This window comes from Streptomyces sp. NBC_01431, from assembly GCF_036231355.1.
GTDB lineage: Bacteria > Actinomycetota > Actinomycetes > Streptomycetales > Streptomycetaceae > Streptomyces.
This window is the reverse complement of record NZ_CP109496.1, coordinates 3,433,854-3,449,915: the sequence shown is the minus strand read 5'-3', so window position 1 is coordinate 3,449,915 and position 16,062 is coordinate 3,433,854. Positions and strand designations below refer to the sequence as shown.

The 16,062-nt window shown below is 71.4% G+C and carries 13 protein-coding genes; 3 read left to right on the top strand and 10 right to left on the bottom strand.

What is annotated here, in order from left to right:
* Window positions 1-182: 182 nt before the first annotated feature.
* Entirely contained in the window at window positions 183-692 is a 510-nt protein-coding gene (locus tag OG522_RS15785; protein ID WP_329463609.1) for an RICIN domain-containing protein, read from the top strand.
* A 59-nt stretch (window positions 693-751) separates the two neighbouring features.
* Here the strand turns inward: OG522_RS15785 and abc-f are convergent, their stop codons facing one another.
* Together abc-f and OG522_RS15775 are read right to left on the bottom strand one after the other, a co-directional pair.
* Window positions 752-2,380, bottom strand: a complete 1,629-nt coding sequence (gene abc-f / locus OG522_RS15780; protein WP_329463608.1) for a ribosomal protection-like ABC-F family protein — start codon at window positions 2,378-2,380, stop codon at window positions 752-754.
* Window positions 2,381-2,682: 302 nt separating this feature from the next.
* Window positions 2,683-3,087 carry a cupin domain-containing protein gene (locus OG522_RS15775; RefSeq protein WP_329463607.1) on the bottom strand — a complete coding sequence of 135 codons (405 nt, stop codon included), beginning with the start codon at window positions 3,085-3,087 and terminating at the stop codon, window positions 2,683-2,685.
* A gap of 53 nt (window positions 3,088-3,140) precedes the next feature.
* Between OG522_RS15775 and OG522_RS15770 the strand changes: the two genes are divergently transcribed.
* Window positions 3,141-4,169, top strand: coding sequence for a helix-turn-helix domain-containing protein (locus OG522_RS15770; protein WP_329463606.1), 1,029 nt, complete (start codon window positions 3,141-3,143; stop codon window positions 4,167-4,169).
* 130 nt (window positions 4,170-4,299) lie between these two features.
* On the opposite strand, the gene rarD is transcribed toward OG522_RS15770, so the two are convergent.
* Both rarD and OG522_RS15760 read right to left on the bottom strand, forming a co-directional pair.
* Window positions 4,300-5,274: an EamA family transporter RarD gene (gene rarD / locus OG522_RS15765; protein WP_329463605.1), complete on the bottom strand. Its 975-nt coding sequence runs from the start codon at window positions 5,272-5,274 to the stop codon at window positions 4,300-4,302.
* 98 nt (window positions 5,275-5,372) lie between these two features.
* Entirely contained in the window at window positions 5,373-6,230 is an 858-nt protein-coding gene (locus OG522_RS15760; RefSeq protein WP_329463604.1) for an SDR family oxidoreductase, read from the bottom strand.
* A gap of 97 nt (window positions 6,231-6,327) precedes the next feature.
* Here OG522_RS15760 and OG522_RS15755 point away from each other — a divergent pair, with 97 nt between their 5' ends.
* Window positions 6,328-6,726, top strand: a complete 399-nt coding sequence (locus OG522_RS15755) for a winged helix-turn-helix transcriptional regulator (protein WP_329463603.1) — start codon at window positions 6,328-6,330, stop codon at window positions 6,724-6,726.
* 62 nt (window positions 6,727-6,788) lie between these two features.
* Here the strand turns inward: OG522_RS15755 and OG522_RS15750 are convergent, their stop codons facing one another.
* The 6 genes from OG522_RS15750 to OG522_RS15725 all read right to left on the bottom strand — a co-directional run bounded on the left by OG522_RS15750 (window position 6,789) and on the right by OG522_RS15725 (window position 15,864).
* Entirely contained in the window at window positions 6,789-8,738 is a 1,950-nt protein-coding gene (locus OG522_RS15750) for an APC family permease (RefSeq protein WP_329463602.1), read from the bottom strand.
* A 77-nt stretch (window positions 8,739-8,815) separates the two neighbouring features.
* The gene (locus OG522_RS15745) at window positions 8,816-9,880 is read right to left on the bottom strand and encodes a 2-oxoacid:ferredoxin oxidoreductase subunit beta (protein ID WP_329463601.1); all 1,065 of its coding nucleotides are present in this window, start codon (window positions 9,878-9,880) and stop codon (window positions 8,816-8,818) included.
* Window positions 9,873-11,810 carry a 2-oxoacid:acceptor oxidoreductase subunit alpha gene (locus tag OG522_RS15740; protein ID WP_329463600.1) on the bottom strand — a complete coding sequence of 646 codons (1,938 nt, stop codon included), beginning with the start codon at window positions 11,808-11,810 and terminating at the stop codon, window positions 9,873-9,875. The genes OG522_RS15745 and OG522_RS15740 overlap by 8 nt, the downstream gene beginning before the upstream one ends.
* Before the next feature lie 318 nt (window positions 11,811-12,128).
* Window positions 12,129-12,788, bottom strand: a complete 660-nt coding sequence (locus OG522_RS15735) for a response regulator transcription factor (RefSeq protein WP_329467604.1) — start codon at window positions 12,786-12,788, stop codon at window positions 12,129-12,131.
* A gap of 343 nt (window positions 12,789-13,131) precedes the next feature.
* Window positions 13,132-14,451, bottom strand: a complete 1,320-nt coding sequence (locus OG522_RS15730; protein WP_329467603.1) for a sensor histidine kinase — start codon at window positions 14,449-14,451, stop codon at window positions 13,132-13,134.
* A gap of 180 nt (window positions 14,452-14,631) precedes the next feature.
* Complete coding sequence (locus OG522_RS15725) at window positions 14,632-15,864, bottom strand: sensor histidine kinase (RefSeq protein WP_329463599.1); 1,233 nt, start codon at window positions 15,862-15,864, stop codon at window positions 14,632-14,634.
* Window positions 15,865-16,062: the final 198 nt, after the last annotated feature.

The window sequence follows — 16,062 nt, the reverse complement described above, 5'->3', positions numbered from 1 at the left end:
AAACCCAAAAAACCACGCGCGTGCAGTATATGCACACGCATACGTTTGGTGGTGTGAGGTGCGTGATGCGGTGGCCTGTTCGGCGTTGTCCGGTGGTGCCGAGCCTTGACCGCGGCGTCCTTGGGCGCTCCACTCCATGGGAACCGACAGCAGTATCCAGCGAGGAATCCGGAGAAGAGCACATGGCCCTACGACGCAGTCTCATCGCGTTCGTCACGGCGGTGCTGGCGATCCTGGCCATCGCCGCGACCGGCTCACCTGCGCAGGCCGCAGGCTTCAGCCCGATCAACGTCTGGAACTCCGGCCACTGTCTCGACAACGCCACCGAGAACGCCGCGAGGCTCCAGATGTGGTCGTGCACCGGCGGCTCCGAGCAGAAGTGGCTCGAAGGGTTCAACACCAAGACCGGCCTGTTCACCTTCACCAACCAGCACACGGGCGGGTGCATCACCGCGCCCGCCTCGGGGTCGGGGACGGTCACGGTGGCGTTCTGCGACGCCGCCGCGACCACCCAGCAGTGGCGCGTGTACTTCGCGGACAACCCCAACGGTCCGCCCTCGGGCTGGTACGACGTCTGGCAGAACGTGTCGAGCGGGCTCTGCCTCTCGACGCCCAGCGTGGGCAACGGCACCCTCTTGCAGACGACCCAGTGCGACCCCTCCCGCCAGTACGACAGGTGGCACCAGCAGTAGGAGCCCCGGCCCCACCGCTGCGAGCTCCGCGACCGTCGTGCGCGGAGCCCGCAGCCGTCTCAGCGCACCGGCGAGCCCGCGCGGAGTTCCAGCCGGTCGCCCGAGAAGGAGGACTGGAAGCGCCGGTCGTGCGAGACCACCACGACCGCGCCCGGATAGCCGGCCAGCGCCTCCTCCAGCTCCTCGACCAGAGCGAGCGACACGTGGTTCGTCGGCTCGTCCAGGACCAGCAGGTCGGCGGGGCGGGTCAGCAGACGGGCCAGTTCGAGCCGTCGGCGCTGTCCGACGGAGAGCGCGGCGACCGGCATCGCCAGGTCCTCCGCGCGGAACAGACCGAGCGCCAGGAACCCGTCGGCGTACTCCTCCGGATGGCCGGGCCGCCCGGCCGCGTACGCGTCGAGCAGCGGCAGACGGCTCGGCCGGTGGCTCAACTCCTGTGCCAGGTAGGCAATATGACGGCTCGTCGGGTGGACCGTGCCCTCGTTGGGGGTGAGGTCGCCGGCGATGACCCGGAGCAGGGTCGTCTTGCCCGCGCCGTTGGGGCCGGTCACCAGCAGGCGGCGGCCCGGTTTGACGGTGAGTGCGGGCACGTCGAGGCGGTCGCCGACCTTCACGCCGGTCAGCTCGACGAGCGGGCCGTCGGGGGCGGGCGCCGCCGTGGTGAGGCGGGCCCGGAATCGCAGGGGTGGCGGCGGGGCCGCGACCGGCTCGCGTTCCAGCTGGTCGAGGCGGGTCCGGGCCGCCCCGACCTGTCCGGACAGCTTGTTCTGCGAGGAACGGCGGTGCTTGCCGAAGCCCTGGCGCGGGTCTCGCCCGGTGGCGGCGAGCCGCTGCCCGGCGGCCGCGACCAGTTCGCGGGTGCGGGCCAGCTCCTCCCGCCACTCCTGGTGTGCCAGCTCCCGGCGGCGCCGCGCGGCCGCCCGCGCCGTGCGGTATCCGGCCCAGCCGTCCCCGTACCGGACGACCGTGCGCAGCTCCCGGTCCACCTCCAGGATCGTCGTGGAGACGCATTCGAGGAAGGCGCGGTCGTGGGTGACCACCACCAACGTGCCACGGTGGGCGCGCAGTTGCTCCGCCAGCCAGTCGGTGGCCCGGTGGTCCAGGTGGTTCGTGGGCTCGTCGAGCAGCAGTAGTTCGGGGGCCGCGGCCAGTACGCAGGCCAGTGCGAGGCGGGATCGCTCGCCGCCGGAGAGCGAGCCGAGGGGGCGGTCGCGGGTGAGGTGGCGCAGGCCGAGCGCGTGCAGGGCGGATTCGGTGCGGGACTCGGCGCGGTAGCCGTCGCGTTCCTCGTATGTGCTCAACAGCTCGCCGTACGCGATGAGTTGGGCTTCGTCGGCCTCCGCGAGGGTGGCCTCGGCCGCGCGGATACCGGATTCGAGGGTGCGCAGTTCGGTGAGCGCGAGGTCCACGGCGTCCTGGACGGTGCGGTCGGGGGCGAGGTCGAGGGTCTGGGCGAGGTGGCCGATGCCACCGGGGAAGACGGCGGTGACCTCGCCGGTGTCGGGGTGCTCGGCGCCGGCGAGCAGGCGCAGCAGGGTCGACTTGCCGGAGCCGTTCTCGCCGATGACGGCGGCCTTTTCGCCGGGGCGGACGGTGAACGACACCTGGTCGAATACGGATCGGTCGCCGTAGGCCTTGGAGACGGCGTTGAGGGTCAGCTGTGAGGGGTGATGGGCGCGCGGGCGCATGGGGGATCCCTGGGGGTACTCGTTGTGGACTTCTTCCTGTGCGGGGGCAGCGCGAATGCGGCGGCGGTGCGGGTGGGCACACGCGCGCGGCTGTCGCGCTGGGGATCAGCGGAAGAAGTAGTACGAGTACACGGGCATGGGGCCAGGGTAGAAGGGGGCCGGGCGGGGCGTCGCCTGATTTTTCCCCGACCCCGACCCCGCCCCTTCCCGAACCGGGGGCGCTGCCCACGCCCCCCGGCTCCCCAACCACCGGAGGGGCTGGGCATGCGGCTCGGCACGATCCAGCCTTTCCCCGTGCTTGCTCAGGTCAGGGGGTGGCCGGTCGTCGCGTCGACATGGGCCGGGACGGGCTCGTGCCGGGTGCCCACCGTCAGCGTGCCCGTGGGCTCGAAGAGCAGGAGGGCGGCTCCCGTCCGCGACGACGGCTTGTGGTCGACGCCGCGCGGGACGACGAACACCGACCCCTGCGGCAGGGTGACCTCGCGCTCAACGCCCGCCTCGCGCAGGGCGATCGTCAGCTCGCCCTCGATGACCAGGAAGAACTCGTCCGTGTCGTCATGTGCGTGCCACACATGATCGCCCGCGACCTTCGCGATCCGTACGTCGTAGTCATTCACCCGCGTGACGATCCGCGGGCTCCACAGGGCCTCGAACCCGGCGAGCGCCGTCTTCAGGAGGGTGGGCAGGGTGGTGGGGTCAGTGGTCATGTCCTCCATCGTCGGGGCGGGCCCCGGAGCGCCGTGAGTGCTAGGAATCGCTTATGTCGCAAGGATCCTCGCAGCGTTCTGAGCAGTGCCCCGGCCGGCGTTCCGAGCAGTGTCCCGGTGGGCGCTCCGGCGCCCGGCCGCACCGGGTCGTGGTGATCGTCGACGACGGGTCGAACCCCTTCGAACTGGGCGTCGCCACCGAGCTGTTCGGGCTTCGGCGACCTGAACTCGACCGCCCCTGGTACGACTTCACGCTGGCCTCGGCCGCGCCCTCGGTGCGTATGCACCACGGAATGTTCACCCTGTCCGGGGTGGCGGGACTGGACGCGGTCGATGCCGCCGACACCGTGATCGTGCCCAACCGGCCCGACCCGCTGGGCGCCCCCGCCCCGGCCGTCCTCGACGCGGTGCGGGGCGCGGCCGCCCGGGGCGCGCGTCTCGTCAGCTTCTGCACGGGCGCGTTCACGCTGGCCGCGGCCGGGGTACTCGACGGGCGCCGGGCGACCACGCACTGGCGCTGGGCAGCGGCATTCGCCGCCCGCCACCCGGCGGTGCTGCTCGAACCCGATGTGCTGTTCGTGGCCGACGGCAACCTCCACACCGCGGCGGGCAGTGCGGCCGCGCTCGACCTCGGACTGGAGCTGATCCGCCGCGACCACGGCGCGGAGGTCGCCAACACGGTGAGCCGGCGCCTCGTCTTCGCGGCCCACCGGGACGGCGGGCAGCGCCAGTTCGTGGAGCGACCGGTGCCCGCCGTGCCCGAAAGCTCGCTGGCCCAAGTGCTCGCGTGGGCGCGCGAGCGCCTCGACCAGCCGCTCACCGTCGCCGATCTCGCGCAGTGGGCCGCGGTGAGCGCCGCGACCCTGCACCGCCGGTTCCGGGACCAGCTCGGCACCACCCCGCTGGCCTGGCTCACGGCGGAGCGGGTCGCGCTCGCGTGCCGTCTGATCGAACGCGGGGAAGGGGGCCTCGACCGGGTGGCCCGGCTGAGCGGTCTGGGCACCACGGCCAACCTGAGGGCGCGCCTGCACCGCGCGACGGGCCTGAGCCCTTCGGCTTACCGCCGCAGGTTCGCGGGGTGAGCCGCCTTGCGGAAGCGCGCCGCGGTCCCGCCCCCTCCAAGCGTGCTGCGGTCTCGCCCCTCCCGAAGGGGCGCGGGACCGTGACGGCGTGCGGCGGCGCCGCGATGGCGGCGAACGGCAGGTGCGCGGTCTAGGACGGCTGCGCCTTCTGCGGCAGTCCCGCCCGCTGTGCCGCCGGTACCGCCGCGGCGATCGCGTCGGCCAGTGCCCGGCGGCTGCGGTGGGCCGTGCGCAGGGCGTCCCAGGTCAGGATCGTCAGGGCCAGCCACACCAGGGAGAAGCCCGCCCAGCGCTCCGGCGGCATCTCCTCGTGGAAGTACGCGATGCCGAGCAGGAACTGGAAGAGCGGCGCCAGGTACTGGAGCAGGCCCAGCGTGGAGAGCGGTACCCGGATCGCCGCCCCGCCGAAGCAGATCAACGGGATCGCGGTCACGATGCCGGTCGCGGCGAGCAGCGCGGAGTGCCCGGCGCCCTCGTTCGTGAAGGTGGCCCGGCCCTGGCTGCTCAGCCACAGCAGGTAGCCGAGCGCGGGCAGGAACTGCACGGCGGTCTCGGCGGCCAGGGATTCGAGGCCGCCGAGGTTCACCTTCTTCTTGACCAGGCCGTAGGTCGCGAAGGAGAACGCCAGCGTCAGCGAAATCCACGGCGGCCGTCCGTAGCCCACGGTCAGCACGACCACGGCCGCCGCGCCGACCGCGACCGCCACCCACTGGGCCCGGCGCAGCCGCTCCTTCAGGATCAGGACGCCCATCGCGATGGTGACCAGCGGGTTGATGAAGTAGCCGAGCGAGGCCTCCACGACGTGGCCGGAGTTGACCGACCAGATGTAGACGCCCCAGTTGACCGTGATCACGGCGGCGGCGACGGCTATCAGGGCGAGTTTGCGCGGCTGGCGCACCAGCTCGCCGATCCACGCCCAGCGCCGCAGCGCGAGCAGGGCGATGCCGACGACCGCGAGGGACCACACCATGCGGTGGGCCAGGATCTCGATGGCGTCCGCGGGTTTCAGGAGCGGCCAGAACAGGGGGACGAGCCCCCACATCCCGTAGGCGCCGATCCCGTACAGCAGTCCTGCCCGCTGTTGTCCTGCCGACTCCTTGGCCACTGGCCCTCCCTGTGCGCGCGCTCGAACCCAGCTGAAGGTAGCGCCGAAGAGCCTCCGGTGTCATGCCCGTACCGCGATACGGTCCTGACGCCTCGGAATCAGGCGGCGACGGCGGCCCGGACTGAGGCGGCCAGCGGCGTGGTCGGGCGGCCGATCAGGCGGGCGAGGTCGCCCGGGGTGGCGGCCAGCAGGCCCCGCTCGATGGCGTGGTCCACGTCGACCAGGATCTCCGCGAAGGCGGCGGGCACGCCCGCGCCGGTCAGGACGGCGAGGTGTGCCTCGGGGGTGAGGGGGGTGTAGGAGATCGCCTTGCCGGAGGCGGCGGCGACCTCGGCCGCGTACTCGGCAAGCGACCAGGCCACGTCGCCGCTCAGCTCGTACGCCCGGCCCAGGTGGCCGTCGCCGGTCAGCACCGCGGCCGCGGCCGCCGCGTAGTCGGCGCGGGCGGCCGAGGCGATGCGCCCCTCGCCCGCGTTGGAGACGACGGCGCCGTGGGCGAGGACCGGGGCGAGGTTGGCCGTGTAGTTCTCGGTGTACCAGCCGTTGCGCAGGAACGTGTACGGCAGCCGCGAGTCGAGGATCAGCTGCTCGGTGGCCCTGTGCTCGGCGGCGAGCGCGAAGTCCGCGCCGGGTCCGCCGAGGATGCCGGTGTAGGCGAGCTGGGCCACGCCCGCGGCCTTCGCCGCCTCGATCACAGCGGTGTGCTGCGGCACCCGCTGCCCGACCTCGCTGCCCGAGATCAGCAGCACCCGGTCGCCGGCCCGGAAGGCTCCGGTCAGGGTGGCGGGCTCGCTGTAGTCGGCGATCCGCAGCTCCACGCCCCGCGCGGCCAGCCCGGCCGCCTTCTCCTTGTCGCGTACGACGGCGGCTACCTCGCTCGCCGGTACCCGCGTCAGCAGTTCGTCGATGACGAGACGGCCGAGGGCTCCGGTGGCTCCGGTGACGACGATGCTCATGGAAAGCTCCTGGGTGGAAGTGGTGGTTCGTTCCGGTTTCCACCGTACGGAGAGCGCTAACGTTTCGAAAGTACCCACTTTGAAGTAAGGTACTGGCATGGGAGTAAGTGATAACGGCGGCTGGGCCGCGCGCGAGGCCATGTGCCCGCATCGGCTCGTCCTGGAGCACGTCACCAGCCGCTGGGGCGTCCTGGTCCTGGACGCGCTGCTTGAGCGCTCCTACCGCTTCAGTGAACTGCGCCGCGCGATCGGCAAGGTCAGCCCGGTCAGCGAGAAGATGCTCGCCCAGACCCTCCAAACGCTGGAGCGTGACGGCTTCGTGCACCGCGACGCCAAGCCCGTGATCCCGCCCCGCGTCGACTACACGCTCACCCCGCTCGGCCGCGAGGCCGCCGAGCAGGTGGGGGCACTGGCCCGCTGGACCGGGGTGCGGATGGACGACGTGCAGCGGGCACGGGCGGCCTATGACACGGCACGGGAGTCGAGCGTCCCGTAGACCGGCCGGGTACGGAGCCGGCCCCGTGGGCCGGGCCCGCGCTGGGTCAACTGCCTTGTGGATCAGTCCGGTTCGGGCGCGTCGCCCGCCGCCAGGGCGTGCAGGGCACGCGACACGTCGAAGGGCAGGATCGTCACCGCCACGTGCGGCAGGTGCTCCAGGGCTTTCGCCATCTCCTCGGCGGTGCCCCGGTGCAGCAGTTTGCCCAGCGCGTTGCTGTAGGTGCGCCGTGGGACCAGGACCGTCAGGGAGGTCGCGCCGTCCTCGGTGGTGCGCGCGGCCAGTTCCACCATGGCGTGCCGCAGCCGCCGGTCGGGGCACTCCACCAGTTCCAGCGCCACCGTGGTCGCGGCCGTCGCCTCCCAGGCCGCCGCGAGCTTCTGGGCGTGCTCGACGTCGATCGCGAAGTGGATGGCCCGGATCTCGTCCGGTCGTACCTCGTGCGCGTACCGCAGCGCCTTGACGGTCGCCAGGTCCAGGGTTTCGACCAGGACGAAGACCAAGTGCCGCCGGTGGCGCGGCAGATCGGCGCCCGGCGCCTCGATGGTGCCGAGCGCCCCGGCCTCGCTGCGGTACTCGCGGTTGATCCGGATCAGCGCCCACACCCCGAGCGGGAACACCACGACCACCAGCCACGCGCCCTCGGTGAACTTGGTGACGGCGAAGATCAGCACCACCGCCGCCGAGACCAGCCCGGCCAGCGCGTTGACGCCGATCTTGAGCCGCCGGTGCCGCTCGCGGCGCCGCCAGTGGTACGCGGTGAGACCCGCCCCGGCCATCGTGAACGCTGTGAAGACGCCGATCGCGTACAGCGCCACCAGCTTGTCCACGCTCGCGCGCGTCACCAGGAGCAGCGCGAGCGCGACGACGGTGAGCGCGATGATCCCGTTGGAGAACGCGAGCCGGTGCCCGCGCCGGGTCAACTGCCGTGGCAGGAACTGGTCTTCGGCGACGAAACTCGCCAGGTACGGGAACCCGGTGAAGGGCGTGTTGGCCCCCGTGTAGAGCACCAGGGCGGTGGCCAGCTGCACGAACACGAGGCCCATCGCCCCCAGCGCCCCGCTGCCGAAGGCGAAGTGGGCCTCCTGCGCGATCACGGTCGGGCTGCCGTCGGTGTACGGGATCGCATGGGTGAAGTGGGCGAGCGTGGAGACCCCGAGGACCAGTACGCCGAGCACGCAGCTCATCGTGATCAGGGTGCGGCGGGCGTTGCGGCCCTGCGGTTCGCGGAACGCCGAGATGCCGTTGGAGATCGCCTCCAGACCCGTCAGCGAGGAACCGCCGTTGGCGAACGCGCGCAACACGATGAACAGCGAGGCCCCGTACAGCCAGCCGCTGCCCGGGGTGCCGACCGGGATCGCGCCCGGCGAGTGGAGATCGGCGTGCGGCAGACCGCCGGTGAGCCCGCGCACGGCGGAGACGGCGAGTACCAGGCCGATGGCCGCCATGAACAGGTACGCCGGCAGTGCGAACAGCCGCCCCGCCTCGCGCACCCCGCGCAGGTTCCCGTACGCCAGGAACAGGATCACCCCGGCGGAGATGGGGAGTTGGAGGTGGTCCATGGGGGTCGGGCCGCCGGCCATCAGGTGCGCGAGCGAGACGATCGCGTTGGTACCGGCCGAGACCTGGACGGCGACGGTGACGATGTAGTCGACGAGCAGGGCCACGGCGGCGATCTGCGCGATGTTCGGACCGAAGTTGTCACGGGCCACCACATAGGAGCCGCCGGCCCGGGTGTAGATCATGACGACGTCGCTGTAGCAGAGCGTCAGCAGGACCAGGACCAGCAGGATCGCACCGGTCACCGGCATGAGCAGGGTGAACGCGGCCGCACCGGCCACCGGCACCAGGACCCGGAGCATCTCCTCGGATCCGTACGCCGACGAGCTGATGCAGTCGGAGGCCAGCACCCCGAGCGCGGTGCGGTTGTTCAGCTTCTCGTTGCCGATGCGGCTGGTGGTGAGGGGCTTGCCGAGCAGGCGTCGCTTGACGCGGTACGCGAGACGGTCCATCCCTCCATGAGAGCGGGTGCCGGGCCCGGGGTCCAGGCAGACTCCCCGGCCGGGCACCCGGCTCTCACGCCCTTGGATCAGCCGACGACGGTCCAGGTGTCCTTGCCCGCGAGGAGACCGGCGAGGTCGCCCTTGCCGTTCTGCTCGATCGCCGTGTCCAGCTGGTCGGCCATGAGCGTGTCGTAGACCGGACGGTCGACGGAGCGGAAGACACCGATCGGGGTCTGGTGCAGGGTGTCCGGGTCGGCGAGCCGGGACAGCGCGAACGCCGTGGTCGGCGACGGGTTGTGGGCGTCGTGGACCAGGATGTCGGCCTCGTTGTCCGCGGTGACGGGGACGACCTTGAGGTCACCGGTGGACGCGTCGCGCACCACGCCCTTGTTCCCGTCGGCGCCGAACCGGATGGGCCGGCCATGTTCGAGGCGGATGACGGCCTCTTCGGCCTGGTCCCGGTCCTTGAGGACCTCGAAGGCGCCGTCGTTGAAGATGTTGCAGTTCTGGTAGATCTCCACCAGGGCCGTGCCGGGGTGCTCGGCGGCCTGGCGCAGCACCTCGGTGAGGTGCTTGCGGTCGGAGTCCACGGTGCGCGCCACGAACGACGCCTCGGCCCCGATGGCCAGCGAGACCGGGTTGAACGGGGCGTCGAGGGAGCCCATGGGCGTCGACTTGGTGATCTTCCCGACCTCGGAGGTGGGGGAGTACTGGCCCTTGGTCAGCCCGTAGATCCGGTTGTTGAAGAGCAGGATCTTCAGGTTCACGTTGCGGCGCAGCGCGTGGATGAGGTGGTTGCCGCCGATCGACAGCGCGTCGCCGTCGCCGGTGACGACCCACACCGACAGGTCGCGCCGGGAGGAGGCGAGCCCGGTGGCGATGGCCGGGGCGCGGCCGTGGATGGAGTGCATCCCGTACGTGTTCATGTAGTACGGGAAGCGGGAGGAGCAGCCGATGCCGGAGACGAAGACGATGTTCTCCTTGGCCAGCCCCAGCTCGGGCATGAAGCCCTGCACGGCGGCCAGGACCGCGTAGTCGCCACACCCCGGGCACCAGCGCACTTCCTGGTCGGACTTGAAGTCCTTCATGGACTGCTTGGCCTCGGCCTTGGGCACCAGGTGCAGGAGCTCGTTGCTGTGAGCGTCAGGCATGGATGGCCTCCTTGAGAGCGGTGGCGAGCTGCTCGGCCTTGAACGGCATGCCGTTGACCTGGTTGTAGGAGCGCGCGTCGACCAGGTACTTCGCGCGGATCAGGGTCGCCAGCTGGCCGAGGTTCATCTCCGGCACGACGACCTTGTCGTAGCTCGCCAGGACCTCGCCGAGGTTCTTCGGGAAGGGGTTGAGGTGGCGCAGATGGGCCTGGGCGATCGGCTCGCCCTGGGCGCGCAGGCGGCGTACGGCGGCGGTGATGGGGCCGTAGGTGGAGCCCCAGCCGAGCACCAGGGTGCGGGCCTGGTGCGGGTCGTCGACGGTGAGGTCGGGCACCTCGATCCCGTCGATCTTTGCCTGGCGGGTGCGGACCATGAAGTCGTGGTTGGCCGGGTCGTAGGAGATGTTCCCGGTGCCGTCCTGCTTCTCGATACCGCCGATACGGTGCTCAAGACCCGGCGTGCCGGGCACCGCCCACGGGCGGGCCAGGGTCTGCGGGTCGCGCTTGTAGGGCCAGAACACCTCGGTGCCGTCGGCCAGGGTGTGGTTGGGTCCGGTCGCGAACTGGACGCGCAGGTCCGGGAGTTCGTCGATGTCGGGGATCCGCCACGGCTCGGAGCCGTTGGCCAGGTAGCCGTCGGAGAGCAGGAAGACCGGGGTGCGGTAGGTCAGCGCGATCCGGGCCGCGTCGATGGCCGCGTCGAAGCAGTCGGCGGCCGTCTTCGGCGCGACGACCGGGACCGGGGCCTCGCCGTTGCGGCCGAACATCGCCTGGAGCAGGTCCGCCTGCTCGGTCTTGGTCGGCAGTCCCGTCGAGGGGCCGCCGCGCTGGATGTCCACGATGAGCAGCGGCAGTTCGAGGGAGACGGCCAGGCCGATCGCCTCGGACTTGAGTGCGACGCCCGGACCCGAGGTGGTGGTGACGCCCAGCGAGCCGCCGAACGCCGCACCGAGTGCCGCGCCGATCCCGGCGATCTCGTCCTCCGCCTGGAAGGTCCGCACGCCGAAGTTCTTGTGCCGCGACAGCTCGTGCAGGATGTCGCTCGCCGGCGTGATCGGGTACGAGCCGAGGTAGAGCGGCAGGTCCGCCTGGCGGGACGCGGCGATCAGCCCGTAGGACAGCGCCAGGTTGCCCGAGATGTTGCGGTACGTGCCCGCCGGGAACGCGGAGGTGGCCGGGGCGACCTCGTAGGAGACCGCGAAGTCCTCGGTGGTCTCGCCGAAGTTCCAGCCGGCCCGGAACGCGGCGACGTTCGCCTCCGCGATGGCCGGCTTCTTCGCGAACTTGGTCCGCAGGAACTTCTCGGTGTTCTCGGTGGGGCGGTGGTACATCCACGACAGCAGGCCGAGCGCGAACATGTTCTTGGAGCGTTCGGCCTCCTTGCGGGAGAGCCCGAACTCCTTGAGCGCCTCGATCGTCAGCGTGGTGAGCGGCACCGGGTGCACGTTGTACGCGCTGAGCGAGCCGTCCTCCAGCGGGCTGGTCTCGTAGCCGACCTTGGCCATGGCGCGCTTGGCGAACTCGTCCGTGTTGACGATGATCTCGCCGCCGCGCGGCACGTCCGCCAGGTTCGCCTTCAGCGCCGCCGGGTTCATCGCGACCAGCACGTTCGGCGCGTCGCCCGGGGTCAGGATGTCGTGGTCGGCGAAATGCAGCTGGAAGCTCGACACGCCGGGCAGCGTGCCGGCAGGTGCCCGGATCTCGGCCGGGAAGTTCGGCAGCGTCGACAAGTCGTTGCCGAACGAAGCGGTCTCCGATGTGAAGCGGTCACCGGTGAGCTGCATTCCGTCGCCCGAGTCACCCGCGAACCGGATGATCACGCGGTCGAGGCGCCGGACCTCTTTCTCCCCGGTGGGCCGTCGCTGCTCACCGACAAGGGCCTCATCGGCTCCGTCGGCCTGCTCGGCTGGGCTACTGACCTGGCTGGTCACTGAACTGGACCTCCCTCGGGCGGGCTGCTCGGGCGCATCCGGCCGACCGGTAGCGCCAACGCCCACCCTATGCCGGTAAGGGTCGCCTTCCCTGGACCGCTCATATCGTGGACGCTCTTTTGAGCCGTCCTTCTGACCTGAATTGCCACGATTCACTCGCCCCCCGGCTCCTCTGGTTGAGGCGCCCAGCCATCCGTCTTTGGTCCTAGGCCGCACCGCTCCGGAAGCCCCGCGGACGGGGGCTCGATCCCGGCCCGGTGACCGACTTTCGGACCTGTCGGCTGGGTACCGCTCGATATTCGACAGGGTGGCAGGCGGTCACGAGTTGATGTAGGTCAGAACGGCAAGTACACGCCGGTGATCCCCGTCACTCGGTGACAGGCCCAGCTTCAGGAAGATGTTGCTCACGTGCTTCTCGACGGCGCCGTCACTGACCACGAGCTGCCGGGCGATGGCGGAGTTCGTCCGGCCCTCGGCCATCAGGCCCAGGACCTCGCGCTCGCGCGGCGTCAGATTGGTCAGGACGTCCTGCTTGCGGCTGCGCCCGAGCAGCTGGGCCACGACCTCGGGGTCAAGAGCGGTGCCGCCCCGCGCGACCCGGACCACGGCGTCGACGAACTCCCGCACCTCGGCGACCCGGTCCTTGAGCAGGTAGCCCACCCCCCGGCTCGACCCCGCGAGCAGCTCGGTCGCGTACTGCTCCTCCACGTACTGGCTGAGCACCAGGACGCCGACTTCCGGATACAGGCTGCGCAGCAGCACCGCCGCGCGCACGCCCTCATCGGTGTGGGTCGGCGGCATCCGCACGTCCGCGACCACGACATCCGGCAGCGCCCCCTGGTCGGCGAGCTCGCCGACGGTCTTGACCAGCGCATCCCCGTCGCCCACTCCCGCGACGACGTCATGCCCCCGATCGGTCAGCAGCCGGGTCAGTCCCTCCCGTAGCAGCACCGAATCCTCGGCGATGACGACCCGCACCCTGTCCTCCACGACTTGCAGCCCCCGTACTCCGTTGGTTCCCCCGGACGCGAGCCCCTCGGGCGCGCGCCCCACGGCCCAGTCCGAGCCGTGGCGTGTGTGCCCACCCAGCATCCCAGCAACCGGCCAAGAATCGGCCCCCGGCAGGCAAAAAGCCCCGCTCCTCAAGCCTCTGCGGGGGGCCAAGCTCAAGCCGCTGCGGGCGTTTGGGGAGCGGGGGTGCCAAGATCAAGCCCCTCCGGCGCTTGAGGAGCGGGGGTCCGGGGGCAGAGCCCCCGGAAGCTCAGGGAAAACCCGCGCAACTATCCGGGGCTGGGAAACCGAACCCCGCTCACCCGCCGGGCTACGCCCTCCACGGCAGCTCCGCCGTGATCGTCGTGGGCCCGCCGCGCGGCGAATCGACCATCAGGATCCCGTCCACCGAGCCGAGCCGCTCCGCGAGCCCGGCGAGCCCCGACCCCGCCGAGGCGTCCGCCCCGCCGCGCCCGTTGTCGCTGACCTGGAGCATCAAACGGTCCCCGGCCCGCCACACGTCGACCGAGGCGCGCCGGGCCCCGCTGTGCTTGCTGACGTTCTGGAGCAACTCGGAGACCGTGAAGTACGCGATCCCCTCGATCGCCGGTACCGGCCGGGCCGGGAGGTCCACCTCCACCTGCACCGGGACCGTACAGCGGGAGGCGACGGAGGACAGCGCCGCGTCGAGACCGCGGTCGGTGAGGACCGCCGGGTGGATGCCGCGGGCCAGGTCCCGCAGCTCCTGGAGCGCGACCTTCACCTCGCCGTGCGCCTCGTCCACCATCAGGGCCGCCGCGTGCGGATCCTCGGTGAGCTTCTCCTTCGCGAGCCCCAGGTCCATGGCCAGCGCCACCAGACGCGCCTGCGCCCCGTCGTGCAGGTCCCGCTCGATGCGCCGCAGGTCCGCGGCCGAGGTGTCCACCACGACCCCGCGGTCCGACTCCAGCTCGGTGACCCGCTCCTCCAGGCGGGAGGGGCCGAGCAGCCCGGTGACCATCACCTTGTCCACCGTCGCGAACCCGCGGATCAGCCACGGCACGGCCAGCGTGATGAGCAGCCCGACCAGCGAGGTCACCGCGATCTCGAACGGCGAGTCCAGATAGACCTGGTGGTGGTCGTCCCCGTAGAGCTGGATGCCGCCCATGCCGGTGTAGGCCGGGAACACCCACCGCCACAGCGGGTACGAGAACAGCAGCCAGCCGGTCGTCCACAGCGGCACCACCACAGCGAACGTGAAGATCGCCCACGGCATCTGGAGGAACGCGTAGAGCAGGTGCCGCCAGGAGACCCCGCTCTTGAGGACTCCGCCGATCCACGACATGAGCCCGCCGCGCGCCCGCACCGGCTGCGGCTCGCCGATCTCCACCCCGAGCAGCGCACGGGCCCGAGCCCGCTCCACCACGCCGAACGCCCGGCAGCCCATCAGGCCGGCGGCCATCAGCGGTATGCCGAGGAAGGTGATCAGCAGCCCGGCGCTCACCGACACCAGCGTGACCGACCAGACGAACAGCACGATGCCGATCGGCAGGCTCAGCAGCAGATGGGCGAACTCCCGGAAGGTCCGCCCCTCGAACGGTGCGCGCAGCGCCGGCGGAAGGAAGTGCCGTCGCGGGGACCGCGCCCCCGCGTAGCCGTACTCCGTCTCCATGGTCATGGTCCCGTCCGTTTCCTTCTCATCCCTCTGATGTCTCTACGATGTGCGGCCACCGTCTGCCCGCCGCGCCTTCGTCCACCAGCCTGGCAGCGGGCGTGGGCCTGGGCCATGGAGCCGGTCACCCTCTTCGGCCGGGGGTTTTCCCTACCACCGGCCGGTTCGGGGCGGCACGCGTCAGGTCGTCGGACCCCGGTCGCGCCACGGAAGTTCGGCGGTGACCACGGTCGGTCCGCCGACCGGCGATTCGAGGACGAGCAGCCCGTCCACCGCGCCGAGCCGCTCGGCCAGACCCGCCATCCCCGTACCGGCGTCGAAACGGGCGCCGCCCACCCCGTCGTCCTGGACCTGGACCAGCAGCCGGTCGGCGCTGCGCCACACGTCGACCGAGGCGGCGCGCGCCCGGCTGTGCTTGCTGATGTTCTGGAGCAGCTCGGAGACGGTGAAGTAGGCGATGCCCTCGATGGCGGGCGCCGGCCGGGCCGGCAGGTCGACGGCGACCTTGACCGGGACCGTGCAGCGGGAGGCGACCGAGGACAGCGCCGCGTCGAGACCGCGGTCGGTGAGGACCGCCGGGTGGATGCCGCGGGCCAGCTCGCGGAGCTCCTGGAGGGCCAGCTTCACCTCGCCGTGCGCCTCGTCCACCATCAGGGCCGCCGCGTCCGGGTCCTCCAGAAGCTTCTCCTTGGCCAGGCCGAGCCCCATCGCGAGCGCGACGAGCCGGGCCTGCGCCCCGTCGTGCAGATCCCGTTCGATCCGCCGCAGGTCCGCCGCGGCCGTATCGACCACCACACCCCGGTCGGACTCCAGCTCGGCGATCCGCCGCTCCAGCTCGTCCGAGGGCGAGAGCAGCCCGCGGGCCATCATCCGGTCGGCGTTGGCGAGCCCCCGGGCGATGAACCCGAGCAGCGGCCACGCCACGAACACGCCGACCACCATCACCGTGAAGGTCAGCACCCCCCAGGGCAGCCGGATGAACTCGTACAGCACATTGCGCCAGGCCACCGGGTCCTTCAGGCTCGCCCACAGCCAGGGGAAGAAGCCGCCGTGCTTGCGCGCGCTCACCGGAATCGGCGTGGGCTCCTCGATCCGCAGCCCGAGCAGCGCCCGCGCCCGAGCCCGCTCCACCTTGCCGAACTGACGCGCGCCGATGAGCCCCACCGCCAGCAGCGGCAGTCCGACCACCGTCACCGACAGACCGATCCCGAGCACGACCATCACGACGACGTACACGAAGCCGAGCAGCGCCATCGGCAGGTTCGCGAGGAGATGCGCGATCTCCTTCCAGGTGTGCGCGCCGTAGGCGAACCGCGCCGCGGGCAGGGGGGCTTGCCCGGTTTCCGTGCCGTCGGCGGCGCCGCCCCGGTGATTCGTTTCGTACCGTTGCTGGTCGCGGAGGGTCCTGGTCATGGTCCTCAGCGTGCCGGGCGGAGCCCACCGGCGCCATGGGGTGCCGCACCCTCTTGTACGGGGGAAAACCCCACCCCGGCGGCCCAGCCCGTGAGACGCGCCTGCCAAGGGCCCCCTTAGCAGGGCCTAGACTCCCGTCCGTACACAGCGTCGAACAGGGCGCGACGAGATCATCGAGGCCAGGGAGCGAGGGGCGCG